Source organism: Vibrio sp. BS-M-Sm-2 (genome assembly GCF_041504345.1).
Taxonomy (GTDB): Bacteria; Pseudomonadota; Gammaproteobacteria; order Enterobacterales; family Vibrionaceae; genus Vibrio; species Vibrio satsumensis.
In genome coordinates this window covers 1,042,965-1,063,044 of the sequence record NZ_CP167895.1, presented here as the reverse complement: position 1 = coordinate 1,063,044, position 20,080 = coordinate 1,042,965, and the positions used below count along the sequence as shown (strand labels likewise).

Annotated in this window: 16 protein-coding genes and 1 pseudogene; 6 read left to right on the top strand and 11 right to left on the bottom strand. The window is 43.2% G+C overall.

The features are described from left to right. Nucleotides 1-62: 62 nt before the first annotated feature. Together AB8613_RS20700 and AB8613_RS20695 are read right to left on the bottom strand one after the other, a co-directional pair. Entirely contained in the window at nucleotides 63-449 is a 387-nt protein-coding gene (locus AB8613_RS20700; protein WP_372384887.1) for a hypothetical protein, read from the bottom strand. Between the two features lie 170 nt (nucleotides 450-619). Next, complete coding sequence (locus tag AB8613_RS20695; RefSeq protein ID WP_372384886.1) at nucleotides 620-1,813, bottom strand: benzoate/H(+) symporter BenE family transporter; 1,194 nt, start codon at nucleotides 1,811-1,813, stop codon at nucleotides 620-622. Between the two features lie 99 nt (nucleotides 1,814-1,912). Here AB8613_RS20695 and AB8613_RS20690 point away from each other — a divergent pair, with 99 nt between their 5' ends. Then, nucleotides 1,913-2,479 carry a helix-turn-helix domain-containing protein gene (locus AB8613_RS20690; RefSeq protein ID WP_372384885.1) on the top strand — a complete coding sequence of 189 codons (567 nt, stop codon included), beginning with the start codon at nucleotides 1,913-1,915 and terminating at the stop codon, nucleotides 2,477-2,479. A 105-nt stretch (nucleotides 2,480-2,584) separates the two neighbouring features. Here the strand turns inward: AB8613_RS20690 and AB8613_RS20685 are convergent, their stop codons facing one another. Next, entirely contained in the window at nucleotides 2,585-3,634 is a 1,050-nt protein-coding gene (locus AB8613_RS20685) for a cysteine synthase A (protein WP_372384884.1), read from the bottom strand. A 171-nt stretch (nucleotides 3,635-3,805) separates the two neighbouring features. Here AB8613_RS20685 and AB8613_RS20680 point away from each other — a divergent pair, with 171 nt between their 5' ends. Further along, nucleotides 3,806-4,021, top strand: coding sequence for an acetyltransferase (locus AB8613_RS20680; RefSeq protein ID WP_285953725.1), 216 nt, complete (start codon nucleotides 3,806-3,808; stop codon nucleotides 4,019-4,021). A gap of 418 nt (nucleotides 4,022-4,439) precedes the next feature. Here the strand turns inward: AB8613_RS20680 and AB8613_RS20675 are convergent, their stop codons facing one another. From AB8613_RS20675 to AB8613_RS20665, 3 genes are all read right to left on the bottom strand, one after another. Beyond that, entirely contained in the window at nucleotides 4,440-5,885 is a 1,446-nt protein-coding gene (locus tag AB8613_RS20675) for a sucrose-6-phosphate hydrolase (protein ID WP_372384883.1), read from the bottom strand. Further along, entirely contained in the window at nucleotides 5,882-6,877 is a 996-nt protein-coding gene (locus AB8613_RS20670) for an aminoimidazole riboside kinase (RefSeq protein WP_372384882.1), read from the bottom strand. The genes AB8613_RS20675 and AB8613_RS20670 overlap by 4 nt, the downstream gene beginning before the upstream one ends. A gap of 194 nt (nucleotides 6,878-7,071) precedes the next feature. Continuing rightward, nucleotides 7,072-8,511 carry a sucrose-specific PTS transporter subunit IIBC gene (locus tag AB8613_RS20665; protein WP_372384881.1) on the bottom strand — a complete coding sequence of 480 codons (1,440 nt, stop codon included), beginning with the start codon at nucleotides 8,509-8,511 and terminating at the stop codon, nucleotides 7,072-7,074. Between the two features lie 234 nt (nucleotides 8,512-8,745). Between AB8613_RS20665 and AB8613_RS20660 the strand changes: the two genes are divergently transcribed. Further along, nucleotides 8,746-9,732, top strand: a complete 987-nt coding sequence (locus AB8613_RS20660) for a LacI family DNA-binding transcriptional regulator (protein ID WP_372384880.1) — start codon at nucleotides 8,746-8,748, stop codon at nucleotides 9,730-9,732. A 135-nt stretch (nucleotides 9,733-9,867) separates the two neighbouring features. Here AB8613_RS20660 and AB8613_RS20655 read toward each other — a convergent pair whose 3' ends face one another. The 3 genes from AB8613_RS20655 to AB8613_RS20645 form a co-directional block, all read right to left on the bottom strand. Next, a complete protein-coding gene (locus AB8613_RS20655) occupies nucleotides 9,868-11,241 on the bottom strand; it encodes a carbohydrate porin (protein ID WP_372384879.1) in 1,374 nt (457 codons plus the stop codon). 846 nt (nucleotides 11,242-12,087) lie between these two features. After that, nucleotides 12,088-12,267 (bottom strand): hypothetical protein, encoded by a 180-nt coding sequence (locus AB8613_RS20650; RefSeq protein WP_372385802.1) that lies wholly within the window; start codon nucleotides 12,265-12,267, stop codon nucleotides 12,088-12,090. A gap of 277 nt (nucleotides 12,268-12,544) precedes the next feature. Beyond that, the gene (locus tag AB8613_RS20645) at nucleotides 12,545-13,432 is read right to left on the bottom strand and encodes a LysR family transcriptional regulator (RefSeq protein ID WP_016796941.1); all 888 of its coding nucleotides are present in this window, start codon (nucleotides 13,430-13,432) and stop codon (nucleotides 12,545-12,547) included. A 113-nt stretch (nucleotides 13,433-13,545) separates the two neighbouring features. Between AB8613_RS20645 and AB8613_RS20640 the strand changes: the two genes are divergently transcribed. Further along, the gene (locus AB8613_RS20640; protein WP_102338690.1) at nucleotides 13,546-14,412 is read left to right on the top strand and encodes an MBL fold metallo-hydrolase; all 867 of its coding nucleotides are present in this window, start codon (nucleotides 13,546-13,548) and stop codon (nucleotides 14,410-14,412) included. Continuing rightward, a complete protein-coding gene (locus AB8613_RS20635; protein WP_372384878.1) occupies nucleotides 14,406-15,020 on the top strand; it encodes a DsbA family protein in 615 nt (204 codons plus the stop codon). Before AB8613_RS20640 ends, AB8613_RS20635 begins: the two co-directional genes overlap by 7 nt. A gap of 431 nt (nucleotides 15,021-15,451) precedes the next feature. Here the strand turns inward: AB8613_RS20635 and AB8613_RS20630 are convergent, their stop codons facing one another. After that, nucleotides 15,452-16,375 carry a LysR family transcriptional regulator gene (locus tag AB8613_RS20630; protein ID WP_372384877.1) on the bottom strand — a complete coding sequence of 308 codons (924 nt, stop codon included), beginning with the start codon at nucleotides 16,373-16,375 and terminating at the stop codon, nucleotides 15,452-15,454. Between the two features lie 121 nt (nucleotides 16,376-16,496). Between AB8613_RS20630 and AB8613_RS20625 the strand changes: the two genes are divergently transcribed. Further along, nucleotides 16,497-18,053: a carboxylesterase/lipase family protein gene (locus tag AB8613_RS20625; protein ID WP_372384876.1), complete on the top strand. Its 1,557-nt coding sequence runs from the start codon at nucleotides 16,497-16,499 to the stop codon at nucleotides 18,051-18,053. A gap of 256 nt (nucleotides 18,054-18,309) precedes the next feature. Here the strand turns inward: AB8613_RS20625 and AB8613_RS20620 are convergent. After that, nucleotides 18,310-19,502, bottom strand: a pseudogene (locus AB8613_RS20620) (acetate/propionate family kinase). Nucleotides 19,503-20,080 lie beyond the last annotated feature (578 nt).

Genomic DNA, 20,080 nt, shown 5'->3' with positions numbered 1-20,080 from the left:
TAACGCCTTTAATCATTTGAACATCACACCATATTGATGGGTATATCGTCTAATACGAGTGCTTAGTTTGACTCGTCTTCAACATCGCAGTCAGCATAGCACTGAAGCGCAATTTCATGTTCGAAGGTGATTGTGTCTTTACCTTCTTCTAGTAGTTCTGCGATTTCATCAGCGACTTCTTTTTCATCATCCGCTTCGATGCCGCTTGCTAACTCTTCTTCTGAATAACCAAAAAAGTTAAGCAGTAAGTACTCGCGAGCTTCATCTTTAGTACAAACCACGTTTGCTGAAAGATCTGGAGTAACCTCACCTTGTGCGAGTGTCGCCGTCACTTGTGCGATTGCATCATCTTTCATCGCAGGCGTTAACCAACCAAGATCTGTACTTACCGTCGTTTTTTTACAATCGAAGCAAGGCAGTTGGTGAAAGTAGTATTGAAAGGCAGTCATAGGTAATTTCTTCTTTAAGTGTTGTATAGCGAGATTATGCGCGTTTTGTAGCAAATTACTATCTCAATCACAACCTAAGGTTGGTTCGATCTGAATATTTGTACCAAGTACAGAACACCATGATGACGACTGATAAATTTAAGGCTTCGCTCATTTGAGGGATCATCTCATTACGGCGAAGTTTGCGAAGCCTCGCTTGCTCCACACGACTTAGCTTTGTAATTGTGTAACCAGCAACAAAACAACCCGATGCACAGCCCCCAAAATGCACTGCCGATTCCCAGTAAATTGGTACCAGAAGCAGTGAATAAGAAAGTAAGCAGTGCGGGTTCTCGGTAGTGACTGTCTGCCATTGATACCGCAAGACAATTCATCAAGGTGGGCATCACCGCTAAGCCAGCAACCGCAATGACAATCTCGGAAGGCACTGCGCTAAACAGCGATACAAATGACATCCCCATCACTCCAGCTAACAGATAAAATACGCCCATCGAGATCCCCGCCATATAACGTGTATTTGGATTACTATCCGCATTCGGGCCCATGCAAATAGCTCCCGTAATCGCTGCAAGGTTATACGCAAAGCCACCAAATGGTGCAAAAATCAAACCTGTCACCCCGGTGGTGGTAATGATCTTCGATGAATCAACTTGGTATCCGTTCGCTTTTAGAACCGCAAATCCCGGTAAGTTCTGTGAAGCCATCGTCACTATAAATAATGGAATTCCCACGCTGAACAACGAAAAGAACTCAAAATCGGGCGTGATGAACACTGGGGTCGTTAATCCCATAGTCACCTGACTAACATCGAGTTTGCCAAACCCCACACACATGACCAGTGCTATGATGAAAATGCTTGGGATTAGTAAATTTCCTAACCGCGCTTTCGCCAAAATAAATACGGCGAGCATGACTGCTACGACTTGTGCCTCTTCCATTAACGACGTAAATAAACCCAAGCCGAATTGTAATAGAATCCCCGCGAGCATCGCAGAGGCAATCGATGTAGGGATCTGTTTTAGGACTTTCTCAAATATTCCCGCCAAACCAACTAACGTAATCAACATCGAACTGAACAAAAACACGGCCACTGCCTGATTCATTGTTAGCCCTTCAAGAGACGTGATTAACAACGCTGCTCCAGGCGTCGACCACGCTGTAACCACCGGCTTCTTGTAGTGAAACGAGAGCAGTATCGTGGTTACGCCCATGCCAATTCCCAACGCCCAAAACCATGACGCCACTTGTTCTTCGGTTGCTCCAGCACTCGTTGCCGCTTGGAAAATGATCGCCGCAGCGCTCGCATAACCAATGAAAACAGCGATAAAGCCGGTACTGACGTGAGAAAATTTTAGCTTAGTCATGTTAATTTATTCCTTCGTGCGTTATAACGTCCATAGACTGAACTTAGCACTCGTGCGCTATAACGCACAACTAATTTTTGAAAAACTTGTAGAGAAAATATGCAAACAGAAATTAAAGTCGGCGTTAACTTGAAACGCCTTCGCCAAGAAAAAGGCTGGAGCTTAGACAAAACAGCGAAAGCAACAGGCGTGAGTAAAGCAATGTTAGGACAAATTGAACGTGGAGAATCAAGCCCAACAATCGCTAAGCTCTGGCAGATAGCTTCTGGGTTCGAGGTGTCACTTTCGAGCTTTATAGCGGCTAGCCCAAACAGTGAACTGACGAGTTTATTCAGAGATGCAAACGAACTAAGGCATGAGGAATACAACATTGGTTTTTTCGTCAGTTTGTTGTTTCCTTTTGAGGAAGCACTAGGGTTTGAAATATTCGAACTCACCCTAGCACCCGATTACCACCATAAATCCGCCCCACATAACGCAGGCGTCACTGAGCACATCTTATGTATTTCAGGAGAGATGGCCGTGCTTTTTGATGGTGAATGGCATAAGTTACGAGCAGGGCAAGCAGTTCGCTTTAATGCTAACCAGAACCATGGCTACAAAAATATCGGTGAAGGAAATGCCGTATTTCATAATGTGATTCACTACCCTAATAACAAGCAATAGTGCCGGATTTGGTGATAACGGCTATAACCGGATGTTTAGCGCTAACGGATGTCCATCGCTAACGAAAGAGCAGGCATCCCACTGGCTAGTATTCACTGAGAACGACTATACGTTGACGACCATGCTGCCATCTTCTGCTTGGTAACGTGCCCATAGTTGAGAAAGGTTTTCTTTATTAAGCTGTATATCTTTTTCTTTCAGAAACGCTTCGTTGTGCAGCTTCGAATACGAGCGCTCAGCAAGGTCACAGCTAAATGTAACGATGGTTTTCCCTTTCCCCATTCTAGCCGCAGCGTATAGCGCACCTGCTACGTTCAACGACGAACTGCTTCCTAGAAGAATACCGTCATGCTCCGCAACAAGGCGAGATATTGTAACTAAATCCTGATCGGGCAGCGTGATTGCACGATTGATTTTTGCCTGCCTGAAGTTTTCAACCGTTCGCATGATCCCTATGCCTTCCGTGAACGAGCTTCCCGTTGATTGATAGTGTCCATCGCGTAGAAATGAATAAATGCCGGACCCATTTGGGTCAACTAACCAAGTTTCGAGATTGGGTTGCTGCTCAGATAAGTAGTGTGAGTTTCCGGCAATGGTTCCACCAGTCCCAACCACTGAAACTAGAGCATCAATATTACCTTGTGTTTGCTGCCAGATCTCCGGTCCAGTATTTATATAGTGCGCTCGATAATTACTAAGATTTTCGAACTGATCTGCCCACCAATAATTTTCATTTTCGACACCGATCCGCTTGGCTGTGTGGTAAAAGTGTTCAGGATTTGCAAAAGGACAAGGGTCGACCAATAACAGTTCAGCGTTATAAAGCGAGATCATACGCTCTTTCTCTTGTGCCTGCCCTTTTGGCATCACCACCAACATTTTGTAACCGAGGGATTTAGCTACTAGAGCAAGGCCGATCCCCGTATTTCCTGCGGTACCTTCAACGATTGTCATCCCTGGCTTAAGCTTGCCAGCTTCGACTGCATCCATAACAAGCTGAAGTGCCGCTCTATCTTTAATCGAACCACCTGGGTTCTGATGTTCGCACTTAAGAAAGATCTCACAACCTGAGATCTCTGAAAGACTGTTGATTCTAACAAGATCAGTATCACCAATCAGTTCACTGAGATTGTTTGCAACGCGGGCAGATGACATCGGGACTCCATTTATTTATTGAGCATGAATTTGTTCATCGATTGATTTGTCGATGATCATAAGCGTAGCTCTGAGACCGGCTTAGTCAAGGAGTGCCGAAATCGAAAAGACTCTCATTTTCAAAATAACAATTATAATAAGGGGTGACCGATTAGATTGAGGGTAAATAAGATGTTTCTAAAAGAGAAAAAAAGCGGTGACCTCGTAGATGTTACTGAAATGACCAAATTAACCAACTTATTTCAAGACAGTATCGAAGGTCGGTTTCAAGCTGGTGAAGAACAGCAAGACCCCGAGATGTTTAAAAAGTCCGAACTGATGTTTATGTCAGGTGAAGAGTTACCTCGATGCTGGACAGATCCAAACTACCGCTCAGAGACTAAATAACCTTAGTTCTTCCAGAGCAGCCGATGGGTCGTAATTGAAACTCTGTTCTAAAACTGTTTGACGATAGCCTTGTAGGCTATCCCCCCTGTTAAGACGTCCAGACGCATCTTTATTGAACAAAAAAGCGAGCCACTTGGGCTCGCTTTTCGTTATCTGGTTTTCTTAGAATCTATTACAGATAGTTCTACCAACTGTTGAGCGATCACGAGTTCTTCGTTGGTTGGCAAGCTATTAGCACCGCACCTACTAACACGGGTTTGGACAATTTCGTGTTATATGAAATGCTAAATTAGCATTTATCGGATAACTTGAGGTATAGCAAAGCCTCTAATGTAGTGGCCCAATTCACTTGGCCACTACAAAAATGCTTCAAGGCAATACAAACCACTCGTAAAGTGGTTTGTATAATTGTAACAACTTAGTCATCTAGTCCTATAATTGTGCTCATTGCGTGATAAACAGTTTTCACACCATCAGTAATGGACAGCGCGTTCAAATCATCAATGAAGAAACGGCTGGTCATTGTATGCTTACCGCCATTGATAAAGATTTCGATCACCGACTTATCGACATAAACCTCAATGGTTTGCTTAGTGCTCAACCTCGGCGCTTTTCTCACACAGCCAAACTCTTCCGCATAAAGTTGAGACATCTTACTGCGATCAAGCATGAACTCCGTTTCTGTAGCACTGAACACGATATTCTCGCCCGCGGCGTTGGCAAGCGTAACCTCAAACTCGTCCGCACCTGTTTCGAGCTCAATCATGAAGCTGGTTGTATTCAGTTCAAGAGTGTTCTCAACCACCACGGCCTCACCCTGCAGCGCTTTCAATTCAGGTAAAACAGATTGAACAAGATAACCATCTTGGATTTTCAACTCACGAGGTAATGACAGCATACCCGCCCATTGGTGCACTACAGATGGAGCGTCGATATCAGGAAGGCCTACCCAAGCAATCAAGATCCGGCGACCTGAATCGTCTAAGTAAGTCTGAGGAGCGTAAAAATCAAATCCGTAATCAGGTTGCGCGATATCTTTATGGTTTTCAAATTCCATCGAATCTAAATTCAAACAATCGCCAACAATGTAAGCCACTGAGTAAATGTTTTTAAAATCGTACGGATTATCGCTAGAGACACCTTGTGGAGAAAACAACATCACTGACTGGGTATCTATCTCGAAAAAGTCAGGGCATTCCCACATATAGCCAAGATTGTTGTAACGAGTTTGAATAGAACCTTTATGCTGCCAGTTCATGAGATCACGACTTCTGTACAGCGCCATTGAACCACGTTTTTTTTGGGTCTGAGCCCCAACAACCATCAAGTAATCATCACCGTCCTTCCACACTTTTGGGTCACGGAAATGTTCTGTGTAGTGTTCATTTTCGATAACCACACCATGCTTTTCTATTTGCCCTTTGACAGACATCTTGGCAAAACACTGAGTTGAGGACCTTTCCCAGTTTTCATCACGATGATTTCCCGTGAAGAATAAAATAGCTTCGTCATTTTCTACGAGAGCTCCACCAGAATAAACCCCATGAGAATCGTAGTCTTGGTCTGGATGCAGTCCAATGCCATGGTCTACGAAGTGAACAAAATCTTTTGTCGACAAGTGATACCAATACTTCATGCCATGAACAGGGCCGACCGGCGTCCATTGGTAAAAAATATGATGCTCGCCGTTGAAAAAACACAAACCATTCGGGTCATTCAGCAAGCCAAATTTGGGAGCAATATGGTAACTAGGGTATCCAGAATCTTGCTTACGCTGTTTTACCATCGCATCCATACTGTCTTGAGAAATCTGCTCTACGCGACAGTACCTTTGCTCTACTGTCCAGTTCGAATTCAAACTCATACATTCTCCTCAGTGTTTGTCGCACTTGAGATGCCTTGTTTATTAGACTGAGCCGAGATGACAATTTGATCAGGAGTAATAAACTGAGCAAGAGCGTTTTGCGTTGGAAGTGCCGTCATCGCACCTTTTTGCGTGATTGCCAGTGCACCGCAACCATTCGCCCACAGGATTGCAGAATCAACGACTTGTTGATTATTCCACTCTTCATGTTGAGAAAGCTTTGCAAGTAAACCGCCAACAAAAGCATCGCCAGCGCCTGTAGTATCCACTGGCGTCACTGAGCGACCTGAAATCAATACACCTTGGTTTTCAAATACTCGCCAAACGCCTTTCGCGCCCTGTGTAACCAGAACAAGCGTGTTGTTAAGATCTGCAATGTTAGCCAAACCTTGTTCCATCGACGTTGAATCGGTTAAGAAATCCAGTTCTTCTTCTGAGAATTTAACCACATCAGCCAGCTCGACCGCCTTCATGACCACAGACTTAATTTCAGATGGGTTTTGCCACACTTCATCACGAAGGTTTGGATCGAAGCTGATGTAACCGCCCGCGGCTTTCATGCGTCGGATCGCTTCAAAGGTGCTGCTTCGGCTTGGTTCATTAGCCAAAGAGATTGAGCAGACGTGTAGCCACTCGTTTTGCTTAAATTCGGGAATGTCTTCAACAGACATAAACTGGTCGGCACTTGGCTTAACCATAAACGTAAAACTGCGCTCGCCTTGGTCATCAAGATCAACCACCACGGTTGATGTGCGTTGTTCAGGGTCCTTCACCAAACGCTCGGTATTCACACCTTCCTTTTGCAGAGTCACTTCCATAAAAGTGCCAAATGGATCGTTACCCACTCGGCCAAAAAATGCGCTTTTGCCTAACAGGCGAGAAATCGCTACCGCGACATTGGCAGGCGCACCGCCCGGACATTTCAATAATGTCGCGTCAGTCTCCGGAATGAGGTCGACGACGGCGTCTCCAGTTACCCAAACTTGATTCATCTTTCTTACCTTAAAACTGAAAATCATGACAACCGAAAGCGATGGCAATCGAAAGCAGTAGCAACCAAAAGCAAAGTGACACTTCACGCTGTCATGTAAAAATATAAAAAGGCTAGCTAAGCCAAATCACCTAGCTAGCACCCCAAAGCTTAGGAAATGAAGTGAAAAGGGGGCTTCACTTCTAGGGAGAAACGTTAAGCTGTTGCTTTAATGTTTTGCTTGCTGCGTTCACGCAAACCTAAAACAACAGTCAGTGCAAAGGCAGTTACGAACGCGATGATCATCCCCACCACGTAATAACCAATTTTTTCCGGAGATATTGAAATAACACCTGGAATACCCGCCGCACCAAGCGCTTGTGCTTTCACATTAAACATAGTGATAAACGCACTTGAAACCGCTGCGCCACAAACCGCAGCAATAAATGGGTAACGAAGCTTCAAGTTCACACCGAACATTGCAGGTTCAGTAATACCAAGCAGACCTGTTACACCAGAAGGAATCGCAATACTCTTCATTTTTTTATCACGAGTCATGAAACCAACCGCCAGTGCCGCCGCACCTTGTGACACGTTAGACATCGCCGCGATAGGGAAGATGAACGTACCGCCAGTCGTTGCGATATCTGCAAGCAACTGAGTTTCGATAGCGATAAAGCTATGGTGCATACCTGTGATAACAAAAGGTGCATAAATCAAACCAAGCGCCGCACCACCGACAAAGCCAGCACTGTTGTACAACCAGTTAAGGCCGTCACCTAGTAGGAAGCCGATATCACGTGTAAATGGACCCACAACCGTGAATGTCAGTAAGCCAGTCACGAAAATAGCCAGTAACGGTGTTAGCAAGTTATCCAGAACCGAAGGAATAACTTTACGTAGGCCAAGCTCAACTTTCGCTAGAATAAACGCAGAAACAAGAACGGGCAGTACTGAACCTTGATAGCCCACTTTCTCGATTTCGAAGCCTAGAATATTCCAGACCGGAATATTGCCTGCCACCGATGCGCCACCGAAGCCCCAACCGTTAAGTAGGTCTGGGTGAACCATCAACATACCTAAAGCTGCGCCAAGGTATGGGTTACCACCAAACTTCTTACTCGCTGAAAATGCTAATAAAATAGGTAAGTACACAAAAGGAGCATTAGCAAATGTATTGATCATGCTTGCTAAGTCGGTCAAACCCGGATTAGCGTCGATTAAAGATTTGCCATCAATGAACAAACCTTGAGCCGTCAATAGGTTGTAGATCCCCATTAACAGACCACCAGCAACGATTGCCGGAATGATTGGTACAAAAATATCAGACAGACCTTTCACCGCGCGTTGCAGGATATTTTGGTTGTCAGCACCTGCAGACGCCACATCGTTAGTCGACATTTCCGTCATTTCAGTCAACTTGGCCAACTCAGCATAAACTTGGTTTACTATGCCAGAGCCAAAGATGATCTGATATTGACCTGCTACTTTAAACTGGCCCTTAACCCCTTCAAGGTTATCAATCGTCTGTTCATCAATTTTGTCTTGGTCTGCAACCGCAAGACGCAGACGAGTCGCACAGTGTGCAAGTGCGGTGATATTACTTTTACCACCTAATAGAGAAAGCAGCTCTTTTGCTATTTTTGGATAATTCATTACATACCCCATTGGATTATCATTTGAGCCTTTGAATTTTCGGGAACGTTTGCAAAACAAATTTTTGCCTAGAAATAACAAATGTTCAAAGATAACTGCTCAATACTGTGAGAATGATCTTCAAATTATCTCCCTAGGATAAGAAGACAGGGTTAAAATCTCCTAATAACAGGTAAATTCGATGCTCTGTTTGCAAACAATCCCAAAACTAAAAATACAAATGGATAATGAATAATGGCTAGTCTTCATGATGTCGCTCGTCTCGCTGGAGTTTCCAAGTCGACGGTTTCTAGAGTAATCAACGATGAATATGGTGTAAAAGACGCGACCAAAGTGAAGGTGCGGAAAGCAGTCGAAGAGTGTGGCTATCTCCCAAACCAAGTCGCTAAAGACTTAAAGTCTCAGACAACCAACCTCGTTGGGGTGATTGTTCCTAGGGTTTCTTCCCACGCCACCTCTCAAGGTGTCGACGGTTTAACCGCAGTATTAGAACAAGCGGGGAAACATGTTCTTTTGGCAAGCACACACCAAAAACACCATAAAGAACTTGAATATATTCAGATATTTAACCAAAAACGCGTTGAAGGTATCATCCTGTACGCGACCCACCTCGACAACAAATTAGTCAAAGCGATTCAAAGCTCTGCTGTGCCGGTAGTATTGGTTGGTCAAGACGGAGCAATGTTTAACATCCCAAGCATTGTGCACGATGATGCACGTGTAGGGTTTGAAGCGGGTAATCGCCTCATAGCGAAAGGTTGTAAGCATATGGGATTCATCGGTGTGCAAGGTGATGATATTGCGGTTGATAAAATGAGATCGGAAGGCTTCGCTCAATCGCTTCAATTTAACGACCTCACACTGCAATTTCACGCCCGTGGCGACTTCACCATAGAGTCAGGTTACCAACTGGCTAAACAGTCTCTAAAAGAGCACACCAAGCTCGATGGCCTGTTCTGCGCAACTGACCGTATCGCAATCGGTGCGATCAGAGCAATTCAGGAAGCTGGACTCATTCCAGGAAAGGATGTCTTGGTACTCGGCGTGGGTGACGATGAACTTGCTTCAGTATGCACACCAACGCTGTCTACGTTTAACTATGCGTTTGATAAAGCGGGAGAAAATGGAGCTAAGCTGCTGCTCGACCGTATTGAGAAAAAAGGCTTGGAAATGAGTAAGATGGTGTTGACCTTCACCACTATTGACCGAGAGTCTTGCTAGCAATTTATTTCAGAGATCAGGTTATCCCAAGATAAAAAAATGCCAACCTTCGAGTTGAAACGATAAGGTTGGCATTTGATGATGCGACTATCACATCATGATTAACACTCTCTATCTAAACGATATATCAGGTAATTAGAACCAAGTTTCCATCTGCAGTGCAAACAGAACCTCGCCGCCCTCTCCCATCGTTGCAGCATCTGCCTCAGTGCTGATCGAGTAACCATTCAGATCTTCACTCCAATCCACATAGCTCACAGCGAAACGCAGTTCTGGTCGGTCAAAGAAACCAGTGCTGGTTGAAAGCTTCAGTGTTGGTGCCACTGTCGCTTTGTAGAAACCGCCGCTCGCTTGCTCTGTCGAGTTGTCTAAATCCATGTATTGCAATGAACCTTCGTAAACCATCTCAAAGTTCTCTGTGAACTCTTGAGCTAATCGAACGTTTAAAGAAGCCCATGTGAACTCGTCATTCTTCTTCAAACGGTCTTGGCTATGCTCTGCCATTAATGCAGGCGCTAAGCGCCAGTTGTCGCCAATGCGAGTGACACCGTAGCTAAACAGGCGAACGGCTTTTGCGTCATCCAGTAGATCACCATTTGAACCGATGCCTTTTAGCTCTGCACCTAGGCCGCTACCCACTAACATACCCGTTTTAGAGAAACCTTCACTCAGGCCAAAGAAGTTGTCTCCATGGTACGCAAACATTGCGTGTACACCGCTTTCAGCTGCACCATTTAAGCGGCTATCGTTGTCTGCTGAGGTCATGCCACTCAACATCACTTGCCATTGGCCAATACGGTTATTCATGGTTGCAATGTAGTTTTCAATATCCGTCGATGGGCTATCGATCTCGCCAAAGTCTCGACCATAAATCGAAAAATTAGCTTTCCAACTATCGCTCATCTGGACATCGTATACACCCGCACCTGTACCACCTAAGAAAACGATGTCTGAGTCGAAAAAGTGAATATCAAAGTTGTCGCGATCGAATCGTTTACCCGCCCAGAACGCGGCTTGAGAAAACGTTTCTGACTCAGCGAACATAGTTAACCCACTTAATTCCGAATAGATTTGTCGCACATTTAGTTGGCTTTCACTCGCTGTCCAGTCGTTATTTGTTTCAGTGCCATCTGACATCATGAGGCTAAATAATGCGCGAGAACCGTCATCATTGAAGCGCTTATACGTAAAATTAGCATCAACGTAATTATCATCTTCAACCCCTAAACGCCCAACTGGCGCACCAATCGCACCCGCCGCTGTCATGTAAGGGCCAGTACCTGTCGCGCCGTTTAGGTCATCGTTGATCAATAACCCAGAGCGTGCATAGCCGTGAAACTCAAACGAAGAAGCCTTTTCATTGGCTTCGGTAGAAACCTGCTCCGTTTGTGCAACTCTTTGTTCTAATTCATTAATACGTTGCTCTAATGCTGCAACGTCTTCACTTGCTAATACCGATGTAGTCATTAGCCCCATTGTTACAGCAACCGCTAAAGTGTGTAGTTTCATTCTTATGTTCTCACGTTAATTGTTTTGGATTGTTTGCAAACGTTCCCAAAATAATTCGTAAGCGCATTTCGGCTTATACTTTTGATGTACAAGCTCTATATCGAAGAAGAAATAGAAATCAGTCGTGTTGATTACTTCACTTTTGTATCTGGGTGGATGATAGATCGATAATTTAGGGAACGTTACCGAAAATGCAAAATTCTGATAACTTTGTCACAAGTGAAATTGATTAATGTGCGAAAAATAGTGTATCGCGCACATTGAAAGCTTTTCGAAGGTTTGAGGAGGGAGGTGCGCTCGGACAAAATAAAAAACTTCTGACACATACTTTTCAGTATCAAAGACCGGTGCACTGTGACCAACACCTTGTTCAACAAAAAGTTGATTTTCTACACCGTACTTGTCTAATAATTGTTTGAGTAACTCGCTTTGCTCTAGTGATACTGGTTTATCTAAATCGCCATGAAGCATGGTAAACGGTAGCGAATTTTTGGTGATGTAATATAGGCTTCAAGTTCGCGAACAGACTAACCTCTTAAGTTACATTTGCTTACTGCATTTGTATATCACTAATTAGACGCCCAACAGTCGGTTTTACCCTAGCATGACTCTGCCTCTATAAGTGCGTTATTCAAGGGGGAATTCGGATAACTTTTAGTCGGGTAAGTTCATATTAACAAGGTATAAATGAGGATTTACTCTGAAGGACTTTGGGGCATTTTCGAGGTAGAAAATGCCACGTATTAGAATTCAGATTGTGACGTTTTGGGACAATTCTGAGTTACGAACCATCAGACACGCTGAACTTTCACATAACTTCTAGTATCGTAACTCTACGGGCAGCAATTATGCAGAAGTCCAAAAAGTGTCGAGGTAGTTTGGGGCGATATTGCCTTGAGGGGTACAGAGCCCATATGCCAATTGTTTGATTTTAAAGTCTTCCAATAAGACAGTCAAAGTCCCAGTTTGTATTTCGTTGACAATAAAGGGCAATGTTAAACATGATATACTTTTGCCATTAATCACGGCATTGAGAAGTATGGAATTATCATTTACAGAGTAGTTACTTGTGACCGTCACACATTAACGGGCTGAGCGTATTTAGAGCCGACCTTAGGAACAAACAGCCAATCATTGCCTATTCGTTTGTGGATTAAGCAATTGTGATCGAGTAAGTCTTCGGGGACAAAGGAGCGACATGTTCTGCTAGATATTGAGGGGAGGCACAAACCACCTATAGGCTATTGTAAGTTTCGAATGCGGACAGAAATCTCTTGTTCCACCACTCTCTAACCCCCAAGTTCTACCAAGGATTGTCTTTGAAATACTCATGCAAATAATCAATTAATGCTCTTACGGTTGGAGATTGATGTTTTCTTGAAGAATAGAGCGCATATATTGTCAGATCGGCGGGTTTCCACTCTGATAGGACTGGCTGTAATGTGCCGCTCTCGATGTATTGATTAGCTAAGTAGGTTGGTTGAATGGCGACACCTCCACCAATAAGTGCTGCATGGAGTAATGTCGTAGCCTCGTTAGCGGTTAGTTTACATTCAACATCTATTGATTTTTGTTGAGTACCATTCGTGAGGTGCCATACGTGTCGCTGAAAGTTTTTATACCCCAGACAGTTATGCATACTCAGTTGCTCTGGCTCCGAGAGGTCTTTCCTACTTGCTAAATATGCAGGTGAAGCAACTAGTACCGATTCGCAAATGGCTATCGGTTTACCAATCAAAGATGGTTCCGGATTAGAAGCAATTCTAAGCGCAAGATCAATTTGCTTTTCTGTTAGGTCAGCGACTGAATCCTGTAGGTCGATATCGACATGGACTTTGGGATGCATAGCCATGAAATTCAAAAGCGCAGGGACAAGCTGCGAAAACCCGAATGACATACTTGTCGCAACTCGTACTATCCCAGTTAGCTCTTCACTATTATCACTTAAAGCGACTAACCCGTTTGCTTGCTCAAGCCAAACCTCAACTTCCTTTAAACACCGCTCTCCGGTCGTTGTGAGCGTTACCTTTCGGGTTGTTCGGTGTAGTAAACGGGCGTTTAACCACTTCTCCATAGCTTCAACATAACGTGTCACCATAGGGCGAGACATCTCAAGTCTGTCAGCCGTAGCGGTAAAACTGCCTGATTGAGCAATATCAACAAATACTTTTGCAGCGGTTAATTTATCCATTTATTTGCTCGAATTAAGAAATAATGATGTTTGATTTTGTATGTTTTTCAGATCATGTCAATCATTTATGATTTATCACATCAAAACAAGCCATATAATTTACGGAGCAAGTCATGAAAAGAATCAGCCTATTAGCCGCATCCATCTTAGTCGCAGGTAGCGCCTTTGCCACAGAGCAAACGACACTGACTTTTGATGTTTATAACGCAGACGAAAACAGCTTCCACGCCAACTCAACATTGATTGTTGGAGAGAGTGAAGTAATGCTGATAGATACTGGCTTTACTAAAGCAGATGCTCTGCGAATTGCAGCCAAAATACAGGATACGGGCAAAGAATTAAAAACTATTTTCATTAGTCAGGCCGACCCTGACTTCTATTTTGGCGCTGAAGTATTACACACCTTGTTTCCCGATGCAGATATTGTGACAACGCCTGCGGTAAAGGAAGTCATAGAAAAGAAACTGCCTTCCAAACTCAAGGTGTGGAGTCCTAGAATGGGCAGCAATGCACCTGTTACGCCTTATATTCCTAAAGCAATAGAGGCGACAAGTCTTATTTTGGAAGGACACAAGATTGAGATAAAAGGTACGGATGGCATTTTACCGCACCGCCCATACTTATGGATTCCTTCAAGTAAAACAATATTAGGTAACATAGCAATATTTGGAAATTTGCATCTTTGGACTGCAGATACGCAAACCGAGCAGAGTCAAAATGCATGGAGTGAGCAACTTAAGGAGATGCAAGCTTTACAACCGGAAACGGTTATTCCGGGACATATGAAATCGGGAACTGCGTTAAACGTTGAATCCATTAACTACTCTTTGCAGTATCTTGAAGATTTCAGTGAGTCAAAAAAGAACAGTAAAAATAGCGAACAACTCATTGAAAAAATGTCTGAGAAATACAAAGGCTCGAAGTTACCTATTGCTTTAAGCATTGGTGCGAAAGTTCATATGGGAGAGATGACATGGTAACTATTCACTACTTCTATGATCCTATGTGTGGGTGGTGCTATGGCTCGACTCCATTGGTAGAATTAATTGCAAGCAGCAGTAAGTATCAGTTAGTAATGCACTCCGGAGGGATGCTTCCAGCAAAATTGATAGCACCATCGTTTCGTCAGCATATTTTAAATAGTGACCTACGAATTAGTGAACAGACCAATGCTCAGTTCGGACAGGATTATATCGAACGTGTAGCAGATAATGAGCAACTTGTTCTGGACTCTTATCTTCCTACTCGGGCAATTCTTGTTGGAGAATCTTTAGGGCTTGATCCATTTGACATGTTAAAAGCAATACAAAAAGCACATTACATTGAAGGGAAAGCTGTCAATACTCTTAGCAGTTTGGAAGAGTTGGCTGTTCAATTAGGGCTCGACCAACAGTTATGGCGAGAGAAAATGCAAACAGGGGAACCCTTAGAAGACGCCGAAATCGATATTAGCCATCAAATGATGACCCGATTGGGCGTTCAGGGTTACCCAACACTTATGATTGAAGACAATGGGGAATTTAAGAGGTTGCCTCATACCGAGTTTTATGGCCGAACAGAGCAATGGAAGACATTATTAGAAATTTAACTAAACGCGACCTTGCGTTAACAGATAGTGTATAAAGCCCCACTCATAATGTTCGTGACGCAAATGAAATTGCGGCGCGAACTTCTTTCAACCAGATGATTATGCATCTTAAGTATTTTTTGCAAATGCCACATATGATAGCTTCTGGGAGTTTCCGTTCACCACCAGGGTAGCCTGAAATAATAAACTTGAAACAAAACTAGTGATGAAGTCTATCGGTGGTGTATTGCTCAAACACTTAAATGGACAATTGTGAGTTACGAACGAGCGGACAAGCTGAACTTTCACATAACTTCTAGTATCGCAATTATGCAGCAGTCTAAATTAACTCATTCATTACATGTTGATATTACGAAACCTTTAAAAGTATAGAAGTAACTAACCGATTAGGTAGGGCAACATTGTTGCTTAGCTTCATTACCCACATAGCTTCATGGATCAATATTACGCATTTGATCATGCTTAATCGATAAATCTTCTTGCAAAAAATCCAACAAGTATCGATGTAACTTAGGCTGATATTGTCTTGAGGGATACAGCGCCCATATGCCAACAGAGTTCACATGATAGTCTGTTAGCAGAATAGTGAGAGCTCCAGCTTGTGCTTCATTGTCAATAAAAGGCAGAGGTAAACACGCTATACCTTTGCCATTAATCGCTGCATTAAGAAGTATGGAACTATCATTTACAGAGTAGTTACTTGTGACCGTCACATTAATAGGCTGAGCAGATTTAGAACCGGCTTTAGGAACAAACAGCCAATCATGGCCTATTCGTTTGTGGATCAAGCAATTGTGATCGAGTAAATCTTCGGGAGATAAAGGAGCGCCATGTTCTGCTAGATATTGAGGAGAAGCGCAAACCACCGATGGGCAATCAGCCAATTTCTTTCCAATTAAAGATTCGGGTAGGTCGTTACTTAATTCAATTGCCATATCAATTCCATGTTTAATCAAATCCAGTGAATGATTCGACAACGTGAGATCGACTACAATTTCTGGGTACTTAAGCATGAATCTCTCAATAGCTTGAGCAAGATAAAGCTGACCAAATGAAATGCTCGTTACCAGGGATATTCGACCTTTGGGCTGAGATTGTTGCTCTTGAGCAAGGCTATATAACCGGTCATTTTGCTTCAAAATATTTTGGCAAAAAGGTAATAACTCTCGACCTACATTTGTAATTCCTAGGCTTCTTGTTGAACGATATAATAAACGGACACCTAGCGATTTTTCTAACGCAGCGATGTGGCGAGTCGCCATGGAGCGTGATATTCCTAGCTCTTCAGAGGCCGCAGTTAGGCTACCTAATTCCACAATAGAAACAAATACTTCCATCGATATGATTCTATCCATACACCCTCAATAGTTCGATTTATGCAACAATCTATTGACGTATAGCATATATATCAACTTCAAACTAGGATTTATACTGACCTTATATTCCAATACCGAGCCGAATAAAATGAAAAAAACAATGATGCTAGTCGCATGCCTTAGTACAGGTTTAATTCAAAGTAATACACTATTTGCCCAGATTCAAAATCCTGAAAGCTCAACTTTGGTAATCATTGAGTCAGGTAAACTTATGGGAAGCAACCATGATGGCGTGGCCACATTTTATGACGTCCCATATGCGCAAAACCCTTTTACGGCAGATCGCCGATTTCAAGCACCGCAAGCATACGAAACTTGGAACGGATTATTAGATGCAACAAAAGCAGGTCAACCTGTCCCACAGCCTAGCCGAGATAAAAACACCACCTTGGTGGGGGCTCCCGATGATCTAACTCTGAACATATGGACACCTATGAGTGCCGTTGCTACCAACAACAAGGCATCAAATAAAAAACTGCCAGTCATTGTATGGATCCCTGGAGGCGCATTCATCCGAGAAGATGCAGCAGAGTTAGCCTACGACGGAACAAGCTTTGCTCAGAATGACGTGATTGTTGTAACGATCAATTATCGTGTAGGCGTTGATGGTTTTATGCACCTAGAGGGCGCACCTGATAATCGCGGCATTCTTGATCAGATCATGGCTCTTGAGTGGGTACAAAAGAACATCGAAGATTTTGGTGGAGACCCTAGCCAAGTTACTGTTGCAGGTCAGTCTGCTGGGGCAGAAAGTGTTGCCATTTTATTGGGTACCGAAAAAGCAGAAGGCCTATTCCAGAAAGCCATTATGCAAAGTCCTCCAATGGCATTTTTAACTCAGAAAGAAGCTCAGAAAATCACACAAAGCTATACCAAAAAACTGAATATTCCAGCCACCGTTGAAGGCTTATCGACGGTTCCATTTCCTGAATTAGTTAAGAACGTTATTGATATGGGTTATACCATACAAGATCGTGGTAAATGGGGAATGCTATCGTGGGGAGGCACCGCATTTTTGCCCGTTGTTGATGGGGATATCATTATCGAGTCTCCAATGAAAGATCTCACCAAAGCTTCACCTTCTATTCCAGTCATCGTTGGTAGTACAGATCAAGAGTCACGACTGTACATGGTGCCAAGTGGTGCCGTTAACAATACGACCGAAAAAACGAAGTCACTATTATTATCTGACTTGTCATTGGAAGGTTGGCCTGCGGATGTGTATTCAACAGAAGACAATGGAAAATCCATTGGAGACACTTTTGCCGATATCAAATCTGATTTTACCTTTAGAATGCCAGCACTGCACATTGCTCAACAGTTAACTAAAAACGACAACAATGTTTGGCATTATAATTTTTCTTGGATGTCACCTGCGTTTGATGATCAATTAGGAGCCGCACACTTTGTTGACGTGCCGTTTGTGTTTAATACCACTGACAATGAACAAGCAAAAAGACTTGTCGGCTCACAACCTCCAGTTGAACTTATTAATACCATGCACAAGCAATGGCTAAGATTCATCAAGACAAGCAAAGCTGATTGGTCTCCATACAACTTATCGGAACGACCAACAATGCAATTTGATGTTAAATCGAAACAGATCAATGACCCTAATAGCTCGGTTCGAAAATTGTGGGAAGATTTTGAATTCTAAGTGAAACGATTCAAATATTGGATGATGGTTGTTGACATAATTCAGATTAGAAAAACTAGGTCATCACGTGGCTTGGTTTTTCTGTTGATAGATTTAACTAAAAGATAACGGGGCATAAATGAGTTAACTCTAGCCTCGTTGACTCGAAGATCTACTAGACGAAGAAAGTATCGTTCGAGATGATTTAACCAACATATAAAACAAAAAAGCGAGCCACTTGGGCTCGCTTTTCATCATCTGATTTTCTTAGACTCTATTACAGAAGTTCTACTGACTGCTGCGCGATAACGAATTCTTCATTGGTTGGGATAACCATTGCTACTGCGTCTAACATTTCAGACTTACCGATGATGCCTTCTGCACCAAAGCGAGCCGATTCGTTACCCGCTACATCTTCAACGAAACCAAGAATCTTAAGGTTGCTTAGGATCTCACGACGAATTGGTAGAGAGTTCTCACCGATACCACCAGTGAAGATGATGCCGTCTAAAGAATCTAACGTTGCAAGGTAAGAAGCAATGTACTTTGATACGCGGTAAGTAAACACCTCAAATGCAAGCTTAGCGCCTTCATGGCCCTCTTCCATTGCCTCTAAAATGCCACGAGCATCGCTCGTAAGGCCAGACACGCCAAGGAAACCAGACTCCTTGTTTAGAGAGTTGAAGACTTGCTCTTGTGACCAACCTTTCTTAAGTAGATACTCGATGATGCCTGGATCCAAGTCACCACAACGTGTGCCCATCATAAGGCCAGAAAGTGGAGTGAAACCCATAGAAGTATCAACACTGTTACCGTCTTTGATTGCACATACAGACGCGCCGTTACCTAGGTGAACAGAGATGAAGCTCGCCTCTTCGACTGGCTTGTTTACCATCTTCGCAGCTTCACGGCTAACGAAGTAGTGGCTCGTACCGTGGAAACCGTAGCGACGTACGCCGAAGTCTGTATATAGCTCTTTTGCGATTGCACCAGTGAATGCACGTTGTGGCATCGTTTGGTGGAAAGCCGTATCAAATACAGCAAATTGAGGTAGAGAAGGGAAAGCTTCAATCGCAGCACGGATGCCAATAGCACCGGCAGGGTTATGAAGTGGAGCTAGGTCAGATAGGCTTTCAATTTCGTTCGTTACTTCTTCAGTAATACGAACGGTTTGAGTGAACTTCTCACCGCCGTGAACGATACGGTGACCGATAGCAACGATATCAGCAGTGAAGCCTAGATCTTCCATCAGACCAACTAGTTTGCCAATGGCAATTTTGTGGTGGTTATCCTCACCTTGAATGGCAATTTCAGTTTTCTCGCCTTGATATTTCCAGCTCATGCGAGCATCTTCAAGACCAAAACACTCCCCTAGGCCACTCAATACTGCTTCACCAGAAACAGAATCAATGACAGCAAATTTTAGGATGAACTACCCGAGTTAATAACCAGAACAAACGAATTAGACATTGGATATGGATCCTGTTTCAGTACGAATTGGATGAAGTATTTACTTCAATTTTAGTTAAGTCCATTATTCAATAATTTTTGAATCTTTCAACTTTTGTTTTGGAAAAATCACTAAATGAACACAATTAAGTTGATCTTAGTCATCAAACCATTTATTTCGAGAGCGAAATTAAAAAATAGTTGAATAAGAAAGTTAGCGAACAAGTAACGCAAACGAGTGCTCACGTTATTTTTAACTTGATTGAGTTAATTAGAGCGACTCGAATAAATGTAGGTAATACGCCTAGAAAACAACCACCCCTTCCCTTTCGCCTTCTTAGCATTACCGACAACTTCTTACTCGAAATCTCAATTTCTCAGTGTTTACATCAAAAAGATCACAGGTGTGTTGAGAATAATGAACGACAGAGCCGATCTTCTTTTGATTGCCTTCGAGCACAACGGTTCGAATATGCGCATGTAACGTCGCTTAGATAGCCTTCACTCTTTGTTTCGGCATCTTGTAGCACATTCTTTTGGTAAAGGCTTAGAACGCGATACAGCTAATTTATTGGCACTCAGATAAGTTATAGGCGTAA

Coding starts and splice junctions, on each gene's coding strand:
- AB8613_RS20700 (WP_372384887.1), bottom strand. CDS start 449: ATGACTGCCTTTCAATACTACTTTCACCAACTGCCTTGCTTCGATTGT.
- AB8613_RS20690 (WP_372384885.1), top strand. CDS start 1,913: ATGCAAACAGAAATTAAAGTCGGCGTTAACTTGAAACGCCTTCGCCAA.
- AB8613_RS20640 (WP_102338690.1), top strand. CDS start 13,546: ATGAAAAGAATCAGCCTATTAGCCGCATCCATCTTAGTCGCAGGTAGC.
- AB8613_RS20675 (WP_372384883.1), bottom strand. CDS start 5,885: ATGAGTTTGAATTCGAACTGGACAGTAGAGCAAAGGTACTGTCGCGTA.
- AB8613_RS20685 (WP_372384884.1), bottom strand. CDS start 3,634: ATGTCATCTGCCCGCGTTGCAAACAATCTCAGTGAACTGATTGGTGAT.
- AB8613_RS20655 (WP_372384879.1), bottom strand. CDS start 11,241: ATGAAACTACACACTTTAGCGGTTGCTGTAACAATGGGGCTAATGACT.
- AB8613_RS20645 (WP_016796941.1), bottom strand. CDS start 13,432: ATGGATAAATTAACCGCTGCAAAAGTATTTGTTGATATTGCTCAATCA.
- AB8613_RS20630 (WP_372384877.1), bottom strand. CDS start 16,375: ATGGATAGAATCATATCGATGGAAGTATTTGTTTCTATTGTGGAATTA.
- AB8613_RS20695 (WP_372384886.1), bottom strand. CDS start 1,813: ATGACTAAGCTAAAATTTTCTCACGTCAGTACCGGCTTTATCGCTGTT.
- AB8613_RS20660 (WP_372384880.1), top strand. CDS start 8,746: ATGGCTAGTCTTCATGATGTCGCTCGTCTCGCTGGAGTTTCCAAGTCG.
- AB8613_RS20625 (WP_372384876.1), top strand. CDS start 16,497: ATGATGCTAGTCGCATGCCTTAGTACAGGTTTAATTCAAAGTAATACA.
- AB8613_RS20680 (WP_285953725.1), top strand. CDS start 3,806: ATGTTTCTAAAAGAGAAAAAAAGCGGTGACCTCGTAGATGTTACTGAA.
- AB8613_RS20665 (WP_372384881.1), bottom strand. CDS start 8,511: ATGAATTATCCAAAAATAGCAAAAGAGCTGCTTTCTCTATTAGGTGGT.
- AB8613_RS20670 (WP_372384882.1), bottom strand. CDS start 6,877: ATGAATCAAGTTTGGGTAACTGGAGACGCCGTCGTCGACCTCATTCCG.
- AB8613_RS20635 (WP_372384878.1), top strand. CDS start 14,406: ATGGTAACTATTCACTACTTCTATGATCCTATGTGTGGGTGGTGCTAT.